Below are 22,796 nucleotides of genomic sequence, written 5' to 3' on the forward strand. Positions count from 1 at the left end.
TGCATAGCTGCAGGTCGCGACGATGTTGTCGGAGCTCCCGGGGGCTGCCGTGGCGGCTTGACTTCCGGCTATGCGGACTGGGTATGGCTCGCGCTGAAAAGCGCATTTGATCGCTATCGGCGCGGCGGTCAGATTGGAACGCATGACGGCACAGCACGGGCTCTGGACGCGCAACTTCGTCGACGGGCAGTTCGTCGAACCCGACACCGATCGGGGCTTCGAGCAGGTCGATCCGGCGACGGGGCGGCTGATCGCCCGCGTGCACGAGGCGGATGCCGCGCTCGTCGATCGCGCGGTCCAGGCCGCTCGCAGGGCCCTGGCCAACGGTTGGGCGGACACCGCGGTGCGCGAGCGGGCCGCGCTGCTGCGCCGCGCCGCCGACCGGATCGAGGAACGGTTCGAGGAGTTCGTCGCCGCGGAAGTCGCCGACACCGGCAAGCCCGTCACGCAGGCGCGAGAACTGGACGTCGCACGCGCGTTGACCAACTTCCGGACCTTCGCCGACGTGGTGGCCGCGGCGGGACTGGAATCCTTCCTCACCGATCTGGCGGGCGGCAGGCAGGCGCTCAACTACGCGGTGCGCAAGCCGCTGGGCGTGGTTGCGGTGATCGTGCCGTGGAACTTGCCGCTGCTGCTGCTGACCTGGAAGGTCGCGCCGGCGCTGGCGTGCGGCAACGCGGTCGTGGTCAAGCCGAGCGAGGAGACCCCTGCCACGGCGACGCTGCTGGCCGAGGTCCTCGCCGAGGTCGGACTGCCGCCGGGCGTCTACAACGTGGTGCACGGCTTCGGCCAGGACTCCGCCGGCGAGCACCTCGTCACGCACCCCGGCATCGACGGCGTGACCTTCACCGGATCATCGGCTACCGGTTCGCACGTGATGAAGACGGTTGCGCCACGGGTGCGTCCGGTGTCCTTCGAACTCGGCGGGAAGAACGCCGCGATCGTGTTCGACGACGTCGATCTCGACGAGGCGTTGACCGGGTTGACCAAGTCGGTGTTCACCAACACCGGTCAGGTTTGCCTGTGCACCGAACGGGTCTACGTCCAGCGAGGCGTTTTCGACGACATCGCGGCCGGACTGGTCGAGCGCGCCCGAGGGCTGCGGCTGGGGCCGCCGGAGGACCCGCAGACCACCACCGGCCCGTTGATCTCGCAGGCGCACCGCAAGAAGGTGCTCGACTACTTCGCACTGGCCGAACAGGACGGCGCCACCGTGCTCACCGGCGGAGGGGTGCCCGCGCTCGGCACCGAACTCGGTGGGGGATCGTGGATCGAGCCGACCATCTGGACCGGGCTGACCAATGCCCATCGTCCCGTGCGGGAGGAGATCTTCGGGCCGGTGGCCGCGCTGATTCCCTTCAGCACCGAGGAGGAAGCGATCGCGCTGGCCAACGACACCGATTACGGTCTCGCGGCTTCGGTGTGGACGAACGACCTGCGCCGTGGACATCGGGTCGCGCAACGGATGAACGTCGGCATGTCCTGGGTCAACACCTGGTTCCTGCGCGATCTCCGGTCGCCCTTCGGCGGTGTCGGCCTTTCCGGCATCGGCCGCGAAGGTGGCGAATCCTCCCTCCACTTCTACACCGAACCGACGAATGTGTGCGTGCAGCTATGACAGTTCTCCATGCCGCGACCGACAAACGGATCGACGCGGCCGCAACGCGGTTGATCGCCGCGGCCGAAACCCGGACCCCGTGTTCGCCGGTCCGCGACCTGGTCGGCGACACCGATGTCGACGCCGCTTACCAGGTGCAGCGCCGGGTGGTCGATGCCAAGGTCGACGCCGGTGCCCGGGTGGTAGGGGCCAAGATCGGTCTCACGGCCGCGGCCGTGCAGCAGCAGTTCGGCGTGTTCCAGCCGGACTTCGGCGTGCTGCTCGACGACATGGTGTTCGCCCACGCGCAGCCGCTGCCGAGAAGTCGTTTCCTCCAACCACGAGCGGAGGGGGAGATCGCCTTCGTCCTCGGCCGGGGAATCGATTTTCCCGGCGCGACCGTCGCGGACGTGTTGCGGGCAACCGAATTCGTGCTTCCCGCGATCGAGATCGTGGACTCGCGGATCGCGAACTGGGATCTGACCATCACCGACACCGTGGCCGACAACGCGTCGAGCGGAGCCGTCGTGCTCGGAACCACGCCCTTTCCGTTGCTGGGCAAGGACCTGTCGCAGGTGGGCATGACGCTTGAGCGCGAAGGGGAGCCGGTCTCGTTCGGTGCTGGACACGCCTGCCTCGGTTCGCCGGTTGTGGCCGTGGCATGGCTGGCCCGCGAGCTGGTCCGGCGAGAACAGCCGTTGCGCGCGGGTGATGTGGTCATGTCCGGTGCGATCGGCCCCATGGTGCCGATCGACGAGCCGGGGCGGTTCCGGCTGAAGCTGGACGGGCTGGGCGAGGTCGAGGCCGTGATCGAAGAGGAAGGCGAATGAGCATCGACGCTGGCAGCATCCCGGTGGCCGTCATCGGATCCGGCAACATCGGAACGGATCTGATGTTCAAGGTCATGCGGGTTTCCGAGAAATTGCGCATGGGCGCGATGGCCGGGATCGATCCGAAGTCGGACGGACTGGCCCGCGCCGGGCGCCTCAAGATCGCGACCACGCATCGTGGCATCGACGGACTGGTCGAACTGCCAGAGTTCGCCGACATCAAGGTGATCTTCGACGCCACCTCGGCCAAGGCGCATGTGCGCAACGCGGAGATCGCCCGCGAGCACGGGAAGCTGATGGTCGACCTGACCCCGGCCGCCCACGGCCCGTTCGTGGTGCCCCCGGTGAACCTCGACGAGCACCTGGACGCCCCGGACGTCAACATGGTCACCTGCGGTGGCCAGGCCACCATCCCGATCGTCGCGGCGATCGCCAGGGTCGCGCCGGTCGCCTACGGCGAGATCGTCGCGTCGATCTCCTCGAAGTCGGCAGGACCGGGCACCCGCGCCAACATCGATGAGTTCACTGAAACGACCAGCGAAGCCATCAGACTGGTCGGCGGTGCGGAGGTCGGCAAGGCCATCATCGTGCTGAACCCGGCCGACCCGCCGATCGTCATGCGCGACACGGTGTTCTGCCTCGTCGAGGGAGTCGATGCAGGCATCGACGAGGACGAGATCGCCGCCTCGGTGCAACGAATGGCCGAGTCCGTGCGGGAGTACGTGCCCGGGTACCGGCTCAAGCAGGAAGTGCAATTCGACGCGATCGACGCCTTCGTCCCCGCCCTCGGGCGAACGGTCACCGGGGTCAAGGTCTCGGTCTTCCTCGAAGTGCTCGGGGCCGGCCACTACCTGCCCGATTACGCCGGGAACCTCGACATCATGACCTCCGCTGCGCTTCGCACCGCGGAGCGGATCGCCGAACTCCGAGGATGGGTGCGCGCGTGAAGATCTACGTGCAAGACGTGACCCTGCGCGACGGGATGCACGCCATGGGCCACATGTACACCGTCGACCAGGTCCGGGAGGTCGTCCGCGCGTTGGACGCCGCCGGGGTCGCGGCCATCGAGGTGGCGCACGGCGACGGCCTCGGCGGATCGAGTGCGAACTACGGATTCGGTGCGCACACCGACGAGCGGTGGATCGAGGCGGCGGCAGAGGCCGTCGAGAACGCGACGCTGACCACCTTGCTGCTGCCCGGAATCGGAACCATCGAGCACCTGCGCCGGGCGCACGCGCTGGGTGTCCGCAGCGTTCGGGTGGCAACGCACTGCACCGAGGCCGACGTCAGCGCGCAACACATCGCGTGGGCGCGGGAACACGGCATGGACGTGTCCGGCTTCCTGATGATGAGCCACCTCAATTCGCCCGCCAAGCTCGCCGAGCAAGCGGCGCTGATGGAGTCCTACGGCGCGCATTGCGTGTACGTCACCGACTCCGGCGGGCGGCTGACCATGTCCGACGTCGCCGAGCGGATCGACGCATACCGCCAGATTCTCGATGACCGCACGGAAATCGGCATTCACGCGCACGAGAACCTCTCCCTCTCGGTCGCCAACAGCGTGACCGCGGTCGAACACGGCGCCTACCGGGTGGACGTCGCCCTGGCCGGGCAGGGGGCCGGTGCCGGGAACTGCCCGGCGGAGGCGTTCGTGGCGGTCGCCGACCTGCTGGGCTGGGAACACGGCTGCGATCTGTTCGCGCTGCAGGACGCAGCCGACGACATCATCCGGCCGTTGCGGAACCGACCCGTGCAGGTGGACCGCGAAACGCTCACCTTGGGATATGCCGGTGTTTATTCGAGTTTCCTGCTGCACGCAGAGCGGGCGGCCAGGCGCTACGGGCTCGATGCCAGGGAGATCCTGCTCGAGGTCGGCAGACGACACATGGTCGGTGGCCAGGAGGACATGATCGTCGACATCGCGCTCGATCTCGCCGCGCGGCGCGACGCAGCAGCAGTGGGGAGCAACGAATGATCTCTACCGAGCAGGTCGAGGCACTGGCCGATCGACTGCACGCCGCGGAGGCGAACCGCCAGGACACGCCGAGTCTCGCGGACGACCACGAGTTCGGCATCGAGGAGGCCTACGCGATCCAGGCCGCGCTGATCGCCCGCCGGGAGGTGCGAGGTGAACGAGCGGTCGGAGTGAAGCTCGGCTTCACCAGCAAGGCCAAGATGGCTCAGATGGGCGTCTCCGACGTGATCGTGGGCAGGCTCACCGATGCCATGCGCATCGCGGACGGTGCCGATGTCGACCTCTCCCGCTTCATTCACCCGAAGATCGAGCCCGAGATCGCCTACCGGCTGAGCCGTGACGTCGACGTGGACGACCCGACGACGGACATCGAGTCCTGTGTGGACGCGCTCGCCCCCGCACTGGAGATCATCGATTCCCGCTACCGGGATTTCCGGTTCACCTACACCGACGTGGTCGCCGACAACACCTCGGCCTCGGCTTATGCGGTGGGGCCCTGGCGTCCGCTCGAAGACGTGTCGAACCGCGCCGTGAAACTGCGGGTGGGGAACACCGAGGTGGTCGGATCGACCGCCGCCGTTCTCGGGAACCCTGTCCGCGCGTTGCATGCCTTGCTGGACATGTGCCGCCGTCGCCGGATCCCGCTGAGGGCAGGGCAGGTCGTGCTCGCCGGGGCGGCGACCGCGGCAGCAACGCTCACGGCGGGATTCGCGGAATGCCGGGTTGCGGGAATCGGATCGGTATCGGTGAAGGGACGAGCATGAACACCGCACGCGTTGTCGAAGGACGTGCCACACCGCGGGGACGTTTTCCGCACGTGAAGGTCGTCGGAGACCTGATCTTCGTCTCCGGCACGAGCTCCAGGCGACCGGACAACACGTTCGCCGGCGTCGAGGTGGACGAATTCGGCACGACCAACCTGGACATCCGCGAGCAGACGAGAGCCGTGATCGAGAACGTCCGCGAGATCCTGCGCGACGTCGGGGCGGATCTGTCCGATATCGCACAGATCACCACGTTCCTGGTCTCCATGAACGACTTCGGCGGATACAACGAGGTTTACGGCGAGTACTTCGACGAGCAGGGCCCCACCCGCACGACGGTGGCCGTGCACCAATTGCCGCACCCGCACCTGCTGATCGAGATCCAGGCCATCGCACGCCGGAAGCAATGAGGTTTTTCCAACCTCGATTTGCGTGGCGGTGCGGGTAGCGGAACAGGTGGGGTATGCGCCTGCGGCGCATGCGGTACCCCATCGACGTGCAGCTTTGCGGCTCGCGGCTGCGGGCTGACCAGGTTGAAAAAGGCTCGATGAGGAGAGATCGCTATGACGAGACTGCCGCGGACCATCAACTTCCAAGAGTGGATCACTGAGCACGAACACCTGCTCAAGCCGCCGGTGAACAACCGCACGATGGCGCTCGGGAACGACTTCATCGTTCAGATCGTCGGCGGCCCGAACCAGCGGACGGATTACCACTTCGACCCGTACGAGGAATGGTTCTTCCAGGTCAGGGGCGACATGCACGTCGATGTCATGACCGAGGACGGGAAGGAGACGGTGCACATCCGGGAGGGCGAGACCTGGCTGCTTCCTGGAAACGTCCCGCACTCGCCGCAGCGGCCCGACCCGGACTCGATCGGACTGGTCATCGAACGGGTTCGGGAGGAAGGAACGCTCGAACGCTTCCAGTGGTACTGCCTCGAATGCGACTCGTTGCTCCACGAGATCGAGTTGCAGGTCCGGGACATCGTCGAGGACCTGCCTCCGGTGTTCGCCGAGTTCTACGCTGACGAGACGGCGCGGACCTGCCAGAAGTGCGGCGCGCTGCACCCGGGTAAGGGCTGATCGTGGACGGCATCATCGATGTGCACAGCCACTACGTCCCGAACGGGTGGCCGGATCTGACGACCGAAGCCGGCCCGGTTGCGCCCTGGCTGAAGGTCGAATCGGAGTCCGAGGCGGTGATCATGATGGGGACCAAGGAGTTCCGCCGGATCCAGTCCGACTGCTGGGATGCCGGGAGGAGGCTGGCCGACATGGACGCCGACGGCGTGCAGGCGCAAGTGGTCTCTCCGACCCCGGCGTTCTTCAACTACGGCCGCACCGGTGCGCAAGCCGCGAAGATCTCCCGCATCTTCAACGACCTGGCCCTGGACATCGTCGCGCCCGCGCCTGACCGGCTCATCCCGTTCTGCCAAGTTCCCCTGCAGGACACCGACGCGGCCTGCAGGGAACTGGAACGCTCCGTGGCGAACGGGCACCGCGGCGTCGAGATCGGCAACCACGTCGGCGATCTCGACCTGGACAGCGAAGGCGTCGTCACGTTCCTGCAGCACTGCGCCTCGTTGAACGTTCCAGTGTTCGTGCACCCGTGGGATATGGCCAGCTCGCCGCGGCTGGACCGCTGGATGGCGCAATGGCTCACGGCGATGCCCGCCGAGACGCACCTGTCCATCCTCGCGTTGATCCTCGGCGGCGTCTTCGACAGGATCGACGACAGCCTGAAGATCTGCTTCGCGCACGGCGGCGGGTCCTTCGCGTTCTGGCTCGGCCGGATGGAGAACGCCTGGCACGGCCGCAACGACATCATCGGCACGTCGGAATTCCCGCCGACGCACTACCTGGACCGGTTCTCCGTCGATTCGGTGGTGTTCGACGAGCGCGCGCTGCGGTTGCTGGTCGACACGCTGGGCGCGGACGGGGTCATGGTGGGCAGCGACTACCCGTACCCACTGGGCGAGCGCCCGGTGGGGGACGTCGTGCGCAAGAGCGCGTTCCTCGACGACGCGGCGCGGGAACGGATCGTCAGGCAGAACGCCGAGCGATTCCTCGGGATTTCCTAGCCGACGCAATCGCAGGGGTGGGGCCTACTTGTCGGCCATGGTCGCCGACACGCTGCGCAGTTCCGTCACCAACGCGAGGCCGGACGGACTCAGCCGCCGTCCGGCCGAGAGGGTGATCCCCACGCTGTGGCCGACGTGCTCCAGCGTGACCGGCAGGGTGGTCAGCCGCATGTCCTCGCGCGGGATCAGCGTCGGCAGGGCGGCGATGACATCGGTTTCGAGCAGCAGGTGGCGCACGGTGAGGAACGAGGTGCACTCGACGCGGTTCTCTGGCAGGGGCACGCCGTGCCTGGTGAAGAACTCCTCCAGTTCGCGGCGCAGGGCCGTCTCGACTCCCGGCAGGATCCACGGGTAGTCCAACAGCTCACCCAGGCCCAGTTCGCGCTTGGCGGCGAGCGGGTGCTCCGCGCGGACGACGAGTTGGACCGACTCGTGGTAGAGCGGCGTGCGGGTCACCGATTCGCTGCTCGGCGCGGTCAGGCGCCCGATTATCAGGTCGATCCGCCCGGCTTCGAGCTCGATCAGCAGGCTCTCCGGGGTGCCCTCTCGCACCACGACGGTGAGCAGCGGCCGTTCTGCTTTCAGCCTGGCGATCGCCGCTGGCAGCAGCACGTTCGATCCGGCCAGATGGGTGCCGACGACCACCGTGCCCCGGGCTGCGTCGGCAAGCTCGCCGACGTGGCGGCTGGCCTGGTTGAGTTGGGCGAGCACAGCGCGGGCGTGCTCGGTGAACGCCTCGCCGTACACGGTCGGCGTCACGCCCCGCGGGCCCCGCTCGTAGAGCTGCACCCCGAGGATCTCCTCGAGTTCGTGCAGACTCCTGGTCGCCACCGGTTGCGTAACGTGCAGCGAGGCCGCCGCACCCACCACGCTCCGCTGCTTGCTCAGAGCGTCCATGAGGACGAGGTGTCGAAGCTTGAGTCGGCCGTCGAGGAGTCGGGGCAAGTCCATCAGAAGTCCTACCGGAGGCATTCGGGATCGGTGGCGGCGCCGCCTGCCGCGCAATGCCCGGAGTCGACGAATGCGTCGACTATGTATGCCTGAAAGGCTATGCGTCAAGGGTTCCGTCGCGGCTCGGGCCGGAAACCGCCTTGCCCGGTCAACGCCAACCCGATTCGTCCTCTTTGGACGTCATATCGTGAAGTAGACCGGGCTTGGGAAGTCGGGTAAATACCGCTGTTGCAGGAAGACAGCGCCGCAGTGGTCAACACGAGTTCACCACGCCGGCCGCGGCTGGGATGCCGATCAAGCTGAAGGCGTGAACCAGTGCGACCGACGCTGGTACGAACGCTATTGTCCTTGCAGAAACGGGAAAACTCAGCCGATGTGTACTGGGCAGATTCAACTGATCGCCGCAACACCTCGATCACGGGGTTGGGCAGCGGCTGCGACGGGCAGGGCTCCGATGCGTTCGCCCGGTCGTCCTTCGGTGGCACGGCGTGAGGATCGGCAGCGATTCTGGTCGGCGATCGCTGTGGGTGGTTGTGGCGTGTTCCCGCTCCACCCGGGGCGGGAACACGCCGAGTCAGAGGTTTCGCTGGGGTGGGGGTGGGGATGCCGCTGCGGGTGCGCGCCGTCGTTCGAATGGCTTTTCGATATATCGTCGGCTTAGTGCCGCGACGATGATCGTCGGTGCGATGGCGAGCAGGCCGCCGATGCCGGGGAGATAGGCGCGCAGCCACAGAGTTATCGGGTAGTCCCAGAGGTAGGCGCCGTAGGAGATGGTCCCGAGCCACACGAGTGCGCGCGACGGCCAAGCCCGGATGTGGGTCCAGGAGGTCAGGTGAGTGCCATCCGTGCCGGCTGGCGTGTCTGGATCCCCGAGGGGGCGGCAGCGCTGGTCGTGCTGATCGCAGGGGCCGTCGAGGCACTGATCAGCGCCCACTACGACATATTCCCTAATCGCGGCACGATCGTCCCCATCGTCGCCGGCACCGCGGTGGCGGTTGGTCTCGGTCGGCGGTGGCCCGGTGTTGCCCTGGCCCTGGCCTGGTTGATCGGCGGATACCAGGTCGTCATGAGCGCCCCGGTGCTGTTGGTGCAGCTGGCATTGGCGGCGGCGGTGGTGTACGGGACTTCCCGCTGGGGCAGCACCGTGACCATGGTGGCGGGCATCGGGTCGGTTCCCGCGGTCGCGGTGCCGGTGGCGGTGTCGGTGGGCAGGTACGGCGGGGTCTTCGTTGCGGCCCTCTTCGGTGTCTCCTGGATGGCCGGGCTGGCGCTGCGTCGCCTCTCCGACCGTGCGGCCCAGTCTGTGGTGTCCCAGCGTGCAGCCGAGGAAGACGCCGCGCGAGCGCACCGCGACAGCGAGCAGGCCAAGGAAATCGCGCGGCTGCGCGAGGAGCAGGCTCAGCTCGCCCGAGACGTGCACGACGTGGTCGGGCACTCGCTAGCCGTCATCCTGGCGCAGGCCGAATCCGCCCAATTCGTCGACAACGCGGATACCTCCGCACTGCGGCTCTCGATGACCAATATCGCAAACCTGGCCCGCTCCTCTCTGCAGGACGTCCGCCAGGTCCTCACCTCGACCAAACCATCCGACCCCGTCCCGGGCGAGCTGCGCAACTTGGTCGAGAGGGCTCGCGCGAGCGGCCACGAGATCACCTTCGACGAGACCGGGACCGCCCGGCCACTGCCCCCCGAACTGGCCACGGTCGCCTATCGGGTGTTGCAGGAGATGCTCACCAACGCGATGCGGCACGGAAGCCGCGATACGCCGATCGCCGTCGGACTGCGGTGGGCGGAGGAACTACGGATCGAGACCGTCAACACCATCACCGGCGAGAACGACACCGAGACCCGCCACGGTGGCCACGGACTCGCCGGGATGCGGCGACGGCTGGAGTCGGTCGGCGGCCGACTCGACATACGCCGCCAGATCCCCGAGAACGTCCACGACGAGGTCCCTGCGGCCACCTTCACCGCAACCGCCTGGGTCCCCGTACGTACGCTGTCCCCGTGAGCGACACCGACGAGATCCGAGTGCTCCTGTCCGACGACCAGGAGCTCTTCCGCGCCGGCCTCGCGGTGATCATCGACGCTGCGCCGGGACTGCGGGTCGCCGGGCAGGCGGGCGACGGGTTCGAGGCACTCAACCGTGTCGAGGAACTCGAGCCGGACGTCGTGCTGATGGACATCCGGATGCCGGAGATGGACGGGGTCGAGGCGACCCGGCAGCTGTTTTCCCCTGAACGCGCCAGCCGGCGTACCAGACCGCTGCGAGTGCTGGTACTGACCACCTTCAACCTCGACGACCGGGCCGCGACCGCGATTCGCTACGGCGCCAGCGGATTCCTGCTCAAAGACACCACCCCGGCGATGCTGTGTGACGCGATTCGGACCGTCTACACCGGCAACGCCGTGCTCGCGCCGCACGACCTCTCCACACTGCTCGACGGCCAATTCCGCACCCGCGCACCTGCGCCAGCGGCCTACAGCAGCCTGACCGAAAAAGAACAGCAAGCATTCCTCGCCGTCGCAAAGGGCCACTTCAACGCCGATATCGCCGGCCTCATCTTCGCCAGCGAGTCCACCGTGAAGACCCACGTCGGCGCCATCCTGCGAAAACTGGGTCTACGCGACCGAGTGCAGATCGTCGTCTTCGCCCACGAACACGGGCTGGTCTAAGGGGAACGCCACATCACCTGACCGTGCCCTTGCCGAAAACCGCATCCGTGCAGTTCATGCTGCGCGTTGGTACTCGTGGAGGATGCCACTCAGTCGATCGTGTCGTCGTATGTTGAGCGGCTCGAGCTGTTCGGTGACTTGATCAAGCAATCGGGGCGGAGCCGACAGGAAGCCGAGTTGCAGCGGGTCGGTGACCGCCACGATCTGAATCAGGCCGGAGTCCAGCAGGCGTTGGACCCGCTGGCGCACGGCCGCTTCCGACAGTCCCACCGCCTTGCCGATCGCGGCGTACGAGCGACGTCCGTCCTGCTGCAGTTGCTCGATGATCTGCTTCGACAGATCGTCCACCACGACGGGCGTTTTCGCCGTGCTGCCGGAGAACTCTTGCTCCCCGTCAATGGTTTTGGCGTCACAGCAACGTATCGTCATCGTTGATCGTTCAGGTTGCAAGCTCGACACTCACGACTTGCCGGTGCCGGCCACGCCGACACTGGAGCTCCACGAGATGTTCCAGTTCGCCTTGGCCGGCGCCGGGCGTGCAAGTCCTTCCACCGCGGGAACGTGCAACCACTGCACTTCGGCTTGAGTGAGCGGTCGCCGATTGCAGGCTCCTCGCGTTTAGAGCTTGGTCCAGGCGTCGGTGAGCACCGAGCGCAGGATCTGCTCCATTTCATCGAAGTCCTGCTGCGTGGAGATCAGTGGCGGGCACAGCTGAATGACGGGTTCGGCTCGGTCGTCGGACCGGCAGTACAACCCGTTGTCGAACAGTGCGGGCGAGACGAAGCCGCGCAGGACGCGCTCAGCCTCGTCGGCGCTGAAGGTCTCCTTGGTGGCCTTGTCCTTGACCAGCTCGATCCCGTAGAAGTAGCCCTGCCCGCGCACGTCACCGACGATCGGCAGGTCGAGCAGTTTATCCAGCGTGGCGCGGAAAGCCTGCTCGTTCGCCCGCACGTGACCGTAAAGATCCTCCGACTCCACGATGTCCAGGTTGGCCATCGCGACCGCGCAGGACACCGGGTGGCCGCCGTAGGTGGAGCCGTGGGCGAAGCTGCTGCCGTCGGCCAGGAAAGGCTGCATCAGGCGCTCGTCTGCGATCATCGCGCCCAGCGGTGCGTAGCCGGACGTCAGCCCCTTGGCGACCGTGATGATGTCGGGCTGGTAGCCGTAGCGCTGGGCCCCGAAGTCGTAGCCGAGCCGCCCGAACGCGCAGATCACCTCGTCGGAGACCAGCAGGACGTCGTAGGCGTCGCAGATCTCGCGGACCCGCTGCCAGTACCCCGGGGGCGGTGGGAAGCAGCCGCCGGTGTTCTGCAGCGGCTCCAGGAAAACCGCCGCGACGGTGTCCGGGCCTTCCATCTCGATGGCCGCGGCGATCTGGTCGGCGGCCCACCGCCCGAACGCCTGGTAGTCATCGGCGTGCTCCGGTGCGCGGTAGAAGTTGGTGTTGGGCACCTTGATCGCACTGGGCACCAGCGGCTCGAAGTCCTGCTTGGCGCCTGGGATCCCGGTGATCGACAGTGCTCCCTGCGAGGTGCCGTGGTAGGCCAGCGATCGGCTGATCACCTTGTGCTTGTTGGGTTTCCCGGTCTTCTTGAAGTACTGCTTGGCGAGTTTCCACGCGGTTTCCACCGCTTCGCCCCCGCCGCTGGTGAAGAACACCCGGTTCAAGTCGCCGGGAGCCTGCACGGCGATGCGTTCTGCGAGCTCGACCGCGCTGGGATGGGCGTGCGACCACAGGGGAAAGTAGGCCAGCCGCCTGGTCTGCTCGGCGGCGGCCTGGGCCAGCTCCTCCCGGCCGTGGCCCACCTGAACGGCGAACAGGCCCGCCAGCCCGTCGAAGTACCGCTTCCCGCGGTCGTCGTACACATGAGTGCCCTCGCCGCGGACGATCACGGGGATGTCGCTGTCGGCGAAGCTGGCGTGCTGCGCGAAGTGCAGCCACAGGTGGTCGCGTGCCCGGTCGCCGAGGGGGCGGGTGGGCGTGCTCTGCGGTGCGGCGGGCCTCTCCGTCGCGGTCATGGTCAACCTCACGTTCTGGTGGATGCGGGCTGGCTCAGGTGAATCCTGCGCAGCGACGACCGTTCGCACGGGCGTCCCGCTGGAGGGACGACTCCGTAGGCCACGGACGAGTGTACAACGAAAAAACTCGTATGATCACGACTTGACGATGGAAACCATAGCAAGAGAGCATGTTGGTCAACTGATTCAGTTGTCTTGCTAGGTAGAAGAGGTGTCTCGTGTCCAGTGGGCGAACGCTCGACAACTTCATCGGCGGCCGCAGGGTTCCAGCAGCGGACGGCCGGACCCTCGACGTGATCAACCCTTGCACCGGCGATCCCTACGTCGCACAAGCGCTGTCCGGCGCGATCGATGTGGACAACGCGATGGCAGCCGCGGCCAAGGCATTCCGGGACTGGCGGCGGACCACTCCCGCGCAGCGTCAAATCGCGTTGAACCGCATCGCCGATGACATCGAGGCGCGGGCGGACGAGATCGTCCGCGTGGAGTGCGAGAACACCGGCAAGCCCGTGGCGGTCATGCACTCCGAAGAAATGACCATGGTCCTGGACCACCTCCGCTTCTTCGCCGGAGCCGCACGAGTGCTCGAAGGGCGTGCCGCGGGCGAATACATGGCCGGCCACACCTCGTACGTACGCCGCGAACCCGTCGGGGTGTGCGCACAGGTCACCCCGTGGAACTACCCGCTGCTGATGGCGATCTGGAAGATCGCCCCCGCGCTGGCCGCTGGAAACACCGTCGTCCTCAAACCGTCCGAGACGACACCCGCCAGCACGCTCCTGCTGGCCGAGATCGCCGCCGAACACCTGCCCGCCGGGGTGTTCAACGTGGTCACCGGCGACCGGGACACCGGACGCCGGCTCGTCGAGCACGCGGTTCCGGCGATGGCCTCGATCACCGGATCGGTGCGGGCTGGCATGGAGGTGGCCGGGTCCGCGGCCCGAGACCTCAAACGCCTCCACCTGGAACTGGGCGGGAAAGCGCCGGTGCTGGTCTTCGATGACGCCGACGTGGCTGCCGCGGCCGGAGGAATCGCGGCCGCCGGGTTCTTCAACGCCGGTCAGGACTGCACCGCGGCGACCCGGGTGCTGGTTCAGGACGGTCTGCACGACGAGTTCGTCGCGGCACTGGCCGAACAGGCACGCAACACGCGGACCGGGCCGCCGGAGGACACCGATGTGCTGTACGGCCCGCTCAACAACGCCGCGCACTTGGAGAAGGTGTCGGGGTTCGTGGACCGGCTGCCCGGCTATGCAACTGTCCATTGCGGAGGTTCACGGGTCGGGGATCGCGGGTTCTTCTACGCGCCCACGGTGGTCTCCGGCGTTCGGCAGGAGGACGAGATCGTGCAGGAGGAGCTGTTCGGGCCGGTGATCACCGTCCAGTCGTTCTCGGGTGAGCAGGACGCGTTCGACAAGGCCAACGACGTCCGGTACGGCCTGGCCTCCTCGGTCTGGACAGCCGACCACGGCCGCGCGATGCGTGCTGCCCTGGAACTCGACTTCGGCACGGTCTGGCAGAACACGCACATCCCGGTGGTCGCGGAGATGCCGCACGGCGGGTTCAAGCAGTCCGGCTACGGCAAGGACCTGTCGATGTACGGCCTGGAGGACTACACGCGCATCAAGCACGTCATGTCGAGCCTGAGCTGACCCCGCTGGCGGCCCAGCGGCCGATGAGTGCGACGGCTTGTCCGGTGATCGGCCGGTATCCGGCGAGACGGTTCCGCCGGCGTTGGCCCCACACACGCGGGAAGTCGGCGAGCGAACCGCGGGTCGTAGGAGCAGCGAGACGGTAATCTCGAAGACGGCCCCGGACGGCGTGACCACGACCTTCGGCTACGACGACGTCTCTCGTCTGACCGAAGTCGTCGAGCCCGTTGTGGCCGATGCGGTGCGGACAGCAGCACCAACGGCGGACCACGCACGTCTGCAACGCCGACCGCACGGTCAAAGAGACCACAGTGGACGGCGCCGTCGGCACTGATGCGCCGAGGACGACGGCCTAACCGACGCGATGGGACGCACCCGCGCCTTCACCTACTACGAGGACAACCTGCTCGCCTCCGAGCGTCTCGTCGGCACCCTCGCCTCGCACAATGCAGGCGGTGTGTCGACGGATGTCGTGTTCAACGCCTTCGGCGAACTGGTCTCCGTGCCGCCGCAGCTCGCCCACAGCTGGGCGGAGGCGTCCTCCTTCCTCGCGATCTTCGCGAATCCCTGGCTGTTGGGCGCTCCGCCTCCGTCGTGACCACAGTGGATCAGTTGGTGCTCCGGTGCACTCGGTCTGGTGTCCGAGCCCGACCTGGCCGCCGCGCTGGCAAAGATCACCGCCGTCACGGGTGCCGGGCGACCTCCCCGCGCGTCGAGCGCGCTGTGGCCACCCGACGAGCGGGGCTTGCATTTTCGGTCGATGCGGCCGATATGTGACGGTCGAGAAGCCTCCGATGCATCCGAAGGTCTCATCGATTCCGCGGCAGTCCTGCGGATGCAGTTCTGGCCCCAGCCAACGGCTTCCGGATCGGTCTGCGCCGCGCCGCTCCTCTTTGTCATCAGGTGCTTCTGGCGGTCGCGGAAGATTCGCGTCTTATGTCAACACCGTTGACGCGGATGTCAGGGTCAGGTGTGATGTCGGGCACCGCGCAACACGCCTGTTGCCATCCCCACACCTGCCAGGAGTCACGTGATGTCCACGTCCTCGCCCAGGCACCCTGGCGGCCCAACCGCTCCGGAATCGGCCGCCCCGAAATCGATTGCCCTGCCCAAGATCCTCGGCGTCGCCGATGGCATCGCCATCACCCTGTCGAACGTCAGCCCGGTCGTGTCGATCGGCGTCGGCCTCGGCACCATCGGCGCGGCCATCGGCGTCGCCGGGCTGCCGGCTGCGTTCCTGCTCGCGTTCCTGCCGATCGCCGGTATCGCGTTCGCCTTCGCCAAACTCAACGAGTACGACCGCAACTGCGGTACCGCGTACGTGTGGGTCGGCAAGGTGCTCGGTCCCTGGTGGGGATACCTCATCGGCTGGCTGCTGATGGCCTCCAACATCATCTTCCTCGCCTATGCGGCTCCGCTCGCCGGGGACTACGGCCTGCAGACCCTGGTCGCCTTCGGAGTCGACGGCGTCGGGGCCCTGCGCCCCGGCTCGTACCAGCTCGTGGCGACCGTCGCGGGTGTGGCGTTGCTGGCCGGTCTGGCGTGGCTCGCGGTGTGCGGTGTCGACATCTGCGCGAAATACCAGAAGGTGCTCGTCGTCGTCGAGGCCGGCACCGTGGCCTTCTTCTGCGGTTGGGCGCTACTGGACGGGGCGGAGGCGGAGTTCAGCTGGTCCTGGTTCTCCCCGGCCGTCTTCCCTTCGCCATCGGTGCTGGCGACGGGCTTGGTGCTGTCGGTCTACATGTACTGGGGTTGGGAGGCCGCCTTCGCGGTCACGGAGGAGACCGTGGGCCGGCGCACCTCGTCCAGAGCCGGCTTCACCACGCTGCTGATCGTGCTCGCGCTGTTCCTGTTCGCCTCCGTCTCGTTCCAGAAGGCGACCACGCCGGAAGAACTCGTGGAGCACGGGGCCTCCGCGCTGCCCTACCTCGGCGGCAAGCTCGCGGGGCCGGTGGGCGCGGCCGTGGCGACCGGGGTGCTGTTCCTGTGCATCGTGTCCTGCATCCAGTCCGTCCTCATCGGGGCGGCGCGTGGGGCGCTGGCGATGGGACGGGATGGGGTGCTGGGACCTGTCTGGGCGAAGCTGCACCCCAGGCGGGCGACGCCGGCTCACGGAACCGCCGTCATCACGCTGATCTCGGGCGTACTCGCCTTCGTCTCGCTGGGACTCGGGACGGTCAACACGATCATCGTCGGATCGGTGACCGCGGTGGGCATCCTCGTCTCGTTCTACTACGCGCTCACCGGAATCGCGTCTGCCGTGCTCTTCTTCCGCCGCGCCCTCGGCAACCTGCGCATGCTCGTCACCGCGGTCATCGTTCCGCTGTTGTCGGGCCTCGTGCTCGCCGGGCTCGGCGGCTACCTCGCGTACTTGAACTGGACCAGCACCGACAGCTTCGCCTTCGACGCCGCCAACGGGCGGTTCCTGACCCTGCTGCCCGTCGTGATTCTCGTGCTGGGAATCCCGATGGGCATGTGGAAGAAGTACGTGCGCAAGTCGCCGTACTTCATCCCCGGCGCGGAACGCGTCGATCCACCGCAGCACTGAAAACTCCAACACGGAAGGAAATTCCCACGATGACAACGGCGACCGACCGCCACGCAGACCTCGTCCTGACCGGAGCCCGGATCAGGCTCGGCTCCGGCCGTTGGGCCGGTGCCGTGGCGGTCCGGGACGGGATCATCGCCGCGATCGGCGACGAATCCGACGTGCTCGACCTGGCCGGCCGCCGCACCCGGGTCGTCTCAGCCAGGGGCGGGTTGGTCGTCCCTGGCTTCCAGGACAGCCATGTCCACGCTCCGTTCGCGGGACGCGAGCGTCGGCGGCTGTGGTTGTACGACCTGACCGGGCGCCACGCCTACCTCGACGCGATCGCCGAGTACGCCCGGGCGCATCCCGCGGAACCGTGGATCCTCGGCGGCGGCTGGTCGATGGAGCACTTTCCCGGCGGCACACCGCGGAAGGAGGACCTGGACGCGATCGTGCCGGACCGGCCGGTCTTCCTGTTCAACCGGGACGTCCACGGGGCGTGGGTGAACTCCCGGGCCCTGCAGGTCGCCGGGATCGACCGGGACACCGCCGACCCCGCCGACGGCCGGATCGAGCGGGACCCCGCCACCGGCGAGCCCACCGGCACCCTGCACGAGGGAGCCGCCTACCGCGTGAACGACGAACTCATACCGGCGCCCACCCGGGCCGAGTGGGAGGCGGCCATCCTGGACGCCCAGGCGTACCTGCACTCGCTGGGGATCACCGGCTGGCAGGACGCCTGGGTCAGTCCCGAGACCCAGGAGGCGTACCAGGTGCTGGCCGCTGACGGGCGGTTGACCGCCCGTGTGGTCGGGGCGCTGTGGTGGGAGCGGCACCAGGGTCTGGAGCAGATCCCGGAGCTGCTGGCACGCCGTGAGCTCGGGTCGAAGGCCGGCGTTTCCCCGAGCGGCGGACCGGGTTCGGGTTTCCACCCGCGGACCGTCAAGATCATGACCGACGGGGTGCTGGAGAACCGCACCGGCGCCCTGCTGGAGCCCTACTGCGACGGCTGCGGCGGTCACACCGACAACCGCGGGATCAACTTCATCGACCCAGAGTTGCTCGCCGCAGCTCTCACCGAACTGGACGCGGCGGGCTTCCAGGTCCACATGCATGCCATCGGGGACCACGCCGTGCGCAACGCGCTGGATGCCGTCGAAGCGGCTCGCACGGCCAACGGCCCGTCCGACCGCAGGCACCACATCGCCCACATCCAAGTGGTGCAGCCGCAGGACGTCAGGCGTTTCGCGGAGCTGGACGTCGTCGCCAACTGCCAGACGTACTGGGCCCAGAGCGAACCGCAGATGGACGAGCTGACCGTCCCGGTGCTGGGGCCGGAGCGTGCGGCGATGCAGTACCCGTTCGCGGACCTGCTGGCCTCGGGGGCGCGGCTGGCGATGGGCAGCGACTGGGCGGTGACGACGGCGAACCCCTTGGATCAGATGGAGGTCGCGGTCACCCGGATCGACCCGGAGAACCGCGGCAACGCCCCGTTCCTGCCCAGCCAGCGGCTCACCCTCGACGATGCCCTCGACGCCTTCACGGCCGGGTCCGCCTTCGTCAACCACGATGCCCACGGCGGCGCGGTCGAGGTCGGTCGCCGCGCTGACCTCGCCCTGCTCGACACGGACATCTGTGCCCCGGGCTTCGTCACCGCGGACAAGGCACCCCTGGCGGATGCCCGGGTGCTGCTGACCGTGGCGGGAGGCGCGGTGGTCCACGACATCCTGAGCTGACGGCGGGTCCACCACGCGGCTCGGCTACCCGTAGCCGGGCCGCGTTCCTCGTCTGCTGGTTTCGAAGAGTCACGCTGAGCGTGGGAACGCGTTTGCTTGCGTCGCTGGGGTAGCCGACGTGGGGGCGACTCGTGACCCCCTGGTGTTGCGTCGCTGATCCACGTCGGCGAACCCCAAGCCCCACCGGGACCGGAATTCCTCGTCGAGCATGGTCAGGATTTGTCCACGGTTCCGGTCGGTCCAATGCCTGCTGTTCTGGGAACGTCCCAGTACCGTGCGGGCACCACCGATGTCGGCGTGAACGGTCTTACCGCAGAACCCGCACCGGAACTTGGTTTGGGTTGTGCGGTTGGTCTTGCTGGTGTAGCCGCAGCCGGTGCATTCCCGGCTGGTGTGCGCGGGGTTGACCTCAACAGTGGCGACCCCTTGGTCTTCCGCAAGGGAAGCAAGCTTGGTGTTGACGGCGCCGCGTCCGGTGTTGGACAGCAGGCGTCGCATGCGCTTGGACAGGCGGCCTTCGCGGGCCATGCCCTGGAAATTCAGCTTTTCGATTACGAGCGTGTCGATCGAGTCGTCTGCGATGATGCGGTTAAGGCAGCGGTTGACTTCGTTGGTGATGAACCCGCGAACGTCCTGCACCAGCGCCCGATAGCGCCGCGAGTCACGGAGTTTGATTCCGTTGCGCTGCAACGCGGCCATGAGTGGTTGCAGACGCGCGTCGTAGGCGCGGAGCCGGTCGAGGAATCCGCGTCCGTGCAGATGCCCGTCGCTGGTGGCGAACAGGGTGGACATGCCCCAGTCGATACCTACCTCACGTCCACCGGTACGGGCTGGATTTTTGGGTGTGTGGATGACGAGCCGGTAGTCCACCGTGCCGTCAGTGTTGACATGCACCTGGCAGTGGTTGGCCAGCTTCGCGCCCGGCTGCGCGAGCCGGTCAAGGAACGCGCGGTGCGCGTGCAACGGGATCACAACGGGCTTACCGGCGATGAGGGTGGCGATGCGGACCCAGTAGTCGCCGTGATGACCGTTGGGTGTTTCGACCTTGGCGACCTTGCCATCCATCACCATCGTCCGCAGCCGACGCATGTCCGGCCGACCAACCCGGGTGCGGACGTGCTTCATGATGCGGCGAGCGAGCCGCATGGTCTCAGCGGGGATGCTGCGTTTGCTGGTGATCGCCACGCCGTCGCCCTCAACCGGGAGATACCAGGCGCGGGACTTGTTGACATAGAACAAGTCCTTACGCACCTGACCGGTGATTGCGGACGCAGCGACGGTCCGACGGAAGACGCGTTCGCAGTTGCCCAACCACGATTTGTGCTGGGCAATGGACTGAGCTCGAACCGAGTCCCACTGGCGTTGCGACAGCCCACCATCCCAGCCCTTGGCGTCCACCCACTTAGGGAGCTCGCCGGTGGTGAAGATGAGGCGAGCAACCTCAGCCTGCATGCGGCCAAGACCGGCCTGCCACACCGGCAGGATCTCGGCTACCCGCTCATCCTTGATCCGGTGCGAGCTGCTGCGCAGACGGAACGCACGCGATGCCGTCCCGCTCATGACGACTCGGTCCCGACGTCATCTATTTCCTCAACATCCATCGGTTCACGGGCCAAGCGGGACAGCTCCTGCGCACGCTGCGAACGCCGCTGACCGTACAGGCGCGCGGAAAACGAATAGATGATCGCTACCAGGTCGTGAATGAGGTCGTCGGTTCCTTCGGCGGCCTCATTCACGACGATGATCCGGCGGCCCTGGGCGGTGACGAACAGTTCAAACCAGCGGAACCCGAACCGAGTCAACCGGTCCTTGTGTTCCACGATCAACGTTCCCCACGTGTCCCGCTTGAGCAGCGCGGTGAGGGCTTTGCGCTTGTCGTTCACCCCAGAGCCGACCTCGCGCACCGATTCAACGACCTGGTAGCCGTTAGCCACGGCCCAGTCCTGCACGCGCTGTTCCTGCGTGAGCAGCTGGTCTTTTCGTATACGCGGGTCTGACACCCGTGCATAGATGGCTGCTCTGCTCAGGTCAACGTCGATGTCTTCGGGGACGTGGATGAAGCCGTGCTCGTCGGTGTAGGCGCCCTCGATCTTCCCGGCCCTGTACCGGTTCCAAGCGGTCCGGTAGGTCACCGAGTTCCTACGCGCGTACTCCGACAACTTCACATGGAAAGATTGCCATACATTTCCAGAAGATGCCGCACATGTAGCGAGACCGATTCAGCGAGTCGTCCACCGGAAAGGCCCGCGGCTCGCTCCACGACCTCGCGATGACCACTGTGGACTTTCGTGCGCAGCTCGCCGACGACGCCGAGGCCGCACAGCGGGTGACGCTGTGCGGCCTCGGGTCGCGGATCCTCAGCTGCCGAAGCCGAGGCCGAGCCGGTCGAGGGTCTGGAGCCAGAGGTTGCGGCGACCGGCGTTGCGGTCGGCGCGCGCCATGGACCACTTGGTCAGCGAGACCCCGGCCGAGCGGATCGGTTCCGGCGGCCAGGGCATCGGCTTGCGGCGGACCATCTCCAACGCGGTGCGCTCGGTCTGCTCGCCGGCGAGGAGGTCCAGCATCACCTGCGCGCCGAAGCGGCTCGCGCCGACACCGAGCCCGGTGTAGCCGGCCGCGTAGGCGACCTTGCCGTGGTAGGCGGTGTCGAAGAAGACCGAGAAGCGGGCGCAGGTGTCGATCGCACCTCCCCATGCGTGGGTGAAGCGAACTCCTTCCAGCTGCGGGAAGGTCTGGAAGAAGTGCTCGGCCAGGATGCGGAACACCTCGGGGCGCTGGTCGTGCTCGGCGCGTACCCGGCCGCGGTAGTGGTAGACGGCTTCGTAGCCGCCCCACAGGATCCGGTTGTCCGCCGAGAGCCGCACGTAGTGGAACTGGTTGCCGCTGTCGGAAAAGCCCTGCCGGTTGCGCCAGCCGAGCGAGGCGAGCCGGTCGTCGGCCAGGGGCTCGGTCATCAGGGCGTAGTCGTACACCGGGATGGTGTAGGGGCGGTGGCGGCGGAGCGGGGAGGGGAAGGCGTTGGTGGCAAGCGCGACCCGGCGCGCCCGTACGCTGCCGTAGGGAGTGCGGACGACGACCTGGGCGCCGTCCTCGGCGATGTCGGTGGCAGAGGTGTGCTCGAAGAGGCGCACGCCGGTGTCCAGGCACGCCTGTTTGAGTCCCCAGGCGAGGCGGGCCGGGTTGGCCATCGCGACGCCGTCCCGGTCCCAGACCGCGCCGAGGAAGGTCGGCGAGTTGATCTCGGCGCGCACCGCCTCGGCGTCCAGGGCGATCAGTTCGCTGCCGTAACGCGCGGCGATCCCGGGGAGCTCGTGCAGTTCGTCGACCTGGTGCGGCTCGGTCGCGACGACGAGTTCGCCGGGGCGTTCCCAGTCGCAGTCGATGTCGTAGCGCCGGACGGTGTCCTCGATGGACTGCAGGTTCTCCCGCCCGAGTCGTTCCAGCCGGGCGAGCTCGCCCGGCCAGCGCCGCAGGCCGTTGCCCAGGCCGTGGGTGAGGCTGGCCGCGCAGAAGCCGCCGTTGCGCCCGGAGGCGGCCCAGCCGGACTCCCGGCCCTCGATCAGCACGACGTCCAGCGAGGGGTCGCGTTCCTTGGCGAGCAACGCGGTCCACAGGCCGCTGTACCCGCCACCCACCACCAGCAGGTCGCAGCAGGTGTCGGAGACCAGCGCGGAGGCGGCCTGCGGTCGTCCGGGGTCGTCCAGCCAGAAGGGGGCGGGCTTGGCGTCTTGGAGGGATCGCACGGGATCCATGCGGGTAGCACTCCTTCTGTGCTCGGTGGATCTCCATGACACAGCTGGGCACAGATAACGTCAATGGTGTTGTCATAAGGCGGTGGTGGGCCGATGCGGATTTGCTGCCGGCAGGCGCGGCCGGAGGCGCCGCCGCGGAACGCGATGACAGCCGGGAGTGCTGGTGGGTCCACCGAGTCAACGGTGTTGACGTAATTTTGCGGGGACGCCAATACTGGAGTACCGCACGAG

Annotated in this window: 19 protein-coding genes and 1 pseudogene; 14 read left to right on the plus strand and 6 right to left on the minus strand. The window is 67.3% G+C overall.

Annotated features, from left to right (window positions below):
• The first annotated feature begins 142 nt into the window (after positions 1-142).
• From BLW84_RS22465 to BLW84_RS22500, 8 genes are all read left to right on the plus strand, one after another.
• On the plus strand, positions 143-1,618 hold the full coding sequence (locus tag BLW84_RS22465) for a 2-hydroxymuconic semialdehyde dehydrogenase (protein WP_093268312.1): 1,476 nt from the start codon (positions 143-145) through the stop codon (positions 1,616-1,618).
• The gene (locus tag BLW84_RS22470) at positions 1,615-2,427 is read left to right on the plus strand and encodes a 2-keto-4-pentenoate hydratase (protein WP_093268315.1); all 813 of its coding nucleotides are present in this window, start codon (positions 1,615-1,617) and stop codon (positions 2,425-2,427) included. Before BLW84_RS22465 ends, BLW84_RS22470 begins: the two co-directional genes overlap by 4 nt.
• Positions 2,424-3,374: an acetaldehyde dehydrogenase (acetylating) gene (locus tag BLW84_RS22475; protein WP_093268317.1), complete on the plus strand. Its 951-nt coding sequence runs from the start codon at positions 2,424-2,426 to the stop codon at positions 3,372-3,374. Before BLW84_RS22470 ends, BLW84_RS22475 begins: the two co-directional genes overlap by 4 nt.
• On the plus strand, positions 3,371-4,402 hold the full coding sequence (gene dmpG, locus BLW84_RS22480) for a 4-hydroxy-2-oxovalerate aldolase (protein ID WP_425441736.1): 1,032 nt from the start codon (positions 3,371-3,373) through the stop codon (positions 4,400-4,402). The genes BLW84_RS22475 and dmpG overlap by 4 nt, the downstream gene beginning before the upstream one ends.
• Positions 4,399-5,166: a 2-keto-4-pentenoate hydratase gene (locus BLW84_RS22485; RefSeq protein ID WP_093268323.1), complete on the plus strand. Its 768-nt coding sequence runs from the start codon at positions 4,399-4,401 to the stop codon at positions 5,164-5,166. The genes dmpG and BLW84_RS22485 overlap by 4 nt, the downstream gene beginning before the upstream one ends.
• Positions 5,163-5,576: a RidA family protein gene (locus tag BLW84_RS22490; RefSeq protein WP_093268325.1), complete on the plus strand. Its 414-nt coding sequence runs from the start codon at positions 5,163-5,165 to the stop codon at positions 5,574-5,576. The genes BLW84_RS22485 and BLW84_RS22490 overlap by 4 nt, the downstream gene beginning before the upstream one ends.
• Before the next feature lie 153 nt (positions 5,577-5,729).
• Complete coding sequence (locus BLW84_RS22495) at positions 5,730-6,251, plus strand: 3-hydroxyanthranilate 3,4-dioxygenase (RefSeq protein ID WP_093268328.1); 522 nt, start codon at positions 5,730-5,732, stop codon at positions 6,249-6,251.
• Between the two features lie 2 nt (positions 6,252-6,253).
• A complete protein-coding gene (locus BLW84_RS22500) occupies positions 6,254-7,249 on the plus strand; it encodes an amidohydrolase family protein (RefSeq protein ID WP_093268330.1) in 996 nt (331 codons plus the stop codon).
• A gap of 24 nt (positions 7,250-7,273) precedes the next feature.
• Here the strand turns inward: BLW84_RS22500 and BLW84_RS22505 are convergent, their stop codons facing one another.
• Positions 7,274-8,200 (minus strand): LysR substrate-binding domain-containing protein, encoded by a 927-nt coding sequence (locus tag BLW84_RS22505; protein ID WP_093268333.1) that lies wholly within the window; start codon positions 8,198-8,200, stop codon positions 7,274-7,276.
• 832 nt (positions 8,201-9,032) lie between these two features.
• On the opposite strand from BLW84_RS22505, the gene BLW84_RS22510 reads away from it, so the two are divergent.
• Together BLW84_RS22510 and BLW84_RS22515 are read left to right on the plus strand one after the other, a co-directional pair.
• Positions 9,033-10,211: a sensor histidine kinase gene (locus tag BLW84_RS22510; protein ID WP_093268336.1), complete on the plus strand. Its 1,179-nt coding sequence runs from the start codon at positions 9,033-9,035 to the stop codon at positions 10,209-10,211.
• Complete coding sequence (locus BLW84_RS22515) at positions 10,208-10,876, plus strand: response regulator (RefSeq protein ID WP_093268338.1); 669 nt, start codon at positions 10,208-10,210, stop codon at positions 10,874-10,876. The genes BLW84_RS22510 and BLW84_RS22515 overlap by 4 nt, the downstream gene beginning before the upstream one ends.
• 171 nt (positions 10,877-11,047) lie before the next feature.
• Here BLW84_RS22515 and BLW84_RS22520 read toward each other — a convergent pair.
• Together BLW84_RS22520 and BLW84_RS22525 are read right to left on the minus strand one after the other, a co-directional pair.
• Positions 11,048-11,305, minus strand: a pseudogene (locus tag BLW84_RS22520) (Lrp/AsnC family transcriptional regulator); the annotation flags it as partial.
• A 189-nt stretch (positions 11,306-11,494) separates the two neighbouring features.
• Entirely contained in the window at positions 11,495-12,895 is a 1,401-nt protein-coding gene (locus BLW84_RS22525) for an aspartate aminotransferase family protein (RefSeq protein ID WP_093268343.1), read from the minus strand.
• 218 nt (positions 12,896-13,113) lie between these two features.
• Here BLW84_RS22525 and BLW84_RS22530 point away from each other — a divergent pair, with 218 nt between their 5' ends.
• From BLW84_RS22530 to BLW84_RS22545, 4 genes are all read left to right on the plus strand, one after another.
• On the plus strand, positions 13,114-14,547 hold the full coding sequence (locus BLW84_RS22530) for a gamma-aminobutyraldehyde dehydrogenase (protein ID WP_093268346.1): 1,434 nt from the start codon (positions 13,114-13,116) through the stop codon (positions 14,545-14,547).
• Positions 14,548-14,911: 364 nt separating this feature from the next.
• A complete protein-coding gene (locus BLW84_RS22535; protein ID WP_093268349.1) occupies positions 14,912-15,145 on the plus strand; it encodes a hypothetical protein in 234 nt (77 codons plus the stop codon).
• Between the two features lie 435 nt (positions 15,146-15,580).
• Positions 15,581-17,095, plus strand: coding sequence for an APC family permease (locus BLW84_RS22540; RefSeq protein ID WP_093268351.1), 1,515 nt, complete (start codon positions 15,581-15,583; stop codon positions 17,093-17,095).
• Between the two features lie 29 nt (positions 17,096-17,124).
• Positions 17,125-18,813 (plus strand): amidohydrolase, encoded by a 1,689-nt coding sequence (locus BLW84_RS22545; RefSeq protein WP_093268354.1) that lies wholly within the window; start codon positions 17,125-17,127, stop codon positions 18,811-18,813.
• 69 nt (positions 18,814-18,882) lie between these two features.
• Here BLW84_RS22545 and BLW84_RS22550 read toward each other — a convergent pair whose 3' ends face one another.
• The 3 genes from BLW84_RS22550 to BLW84_RS22560 form a co-directional block, all read right to left on the minus strand.
• On the minus strand, positions 18,883-20,373 hold the full coding sequence (locus BLW84_RS22550; protein ID WP_093268357.1) for a zinc ribbon domain-containing protein: 1,491 nt from the start codon (positions 20,371-20,373) through the stop codon (positions 18,883-18,885).
• A complete protein-coding gene (locus BLW84_RS22555; protein WP_093268360.1) occupies positions 20,370-20,978 on the minus strand; it encodes an IS607 family transposase in 609 nt (202 codons plus the stop codon). Before BLW84_RS22555 ends, BLW84_RS22550 begins: the two co-directional genes overlap by 4 nt.
• 192 nt (positions 20,979-21,170) lie before the next feature.
• The gene (locus BLW84_RS22560) at positions 21,171-22,565 is read right to left on the minus strand and encodes an NAD(P)/FAD-dependent oxidoreductase (RefSeq protein WP_093268362.1); all 1,395 of its coding nucleotides are present in this window, start codon (positions 22,563-22,565) and stop codon (positions 21,171-21,173) included.
• Between the last annotated feature and the right edge of the window lie 231 nt (positions 22,566-22,796).

The organism is Saccharopolyspora shandongensis (assembly GCF_900106995.1).
Lineage (GTDB): Bacteria > Actinomycetota > Actinomycetes > Mycobacteriales > Pseudonocardiaceae > Saccharopolyspora > Saccharopolyspora shandongensis.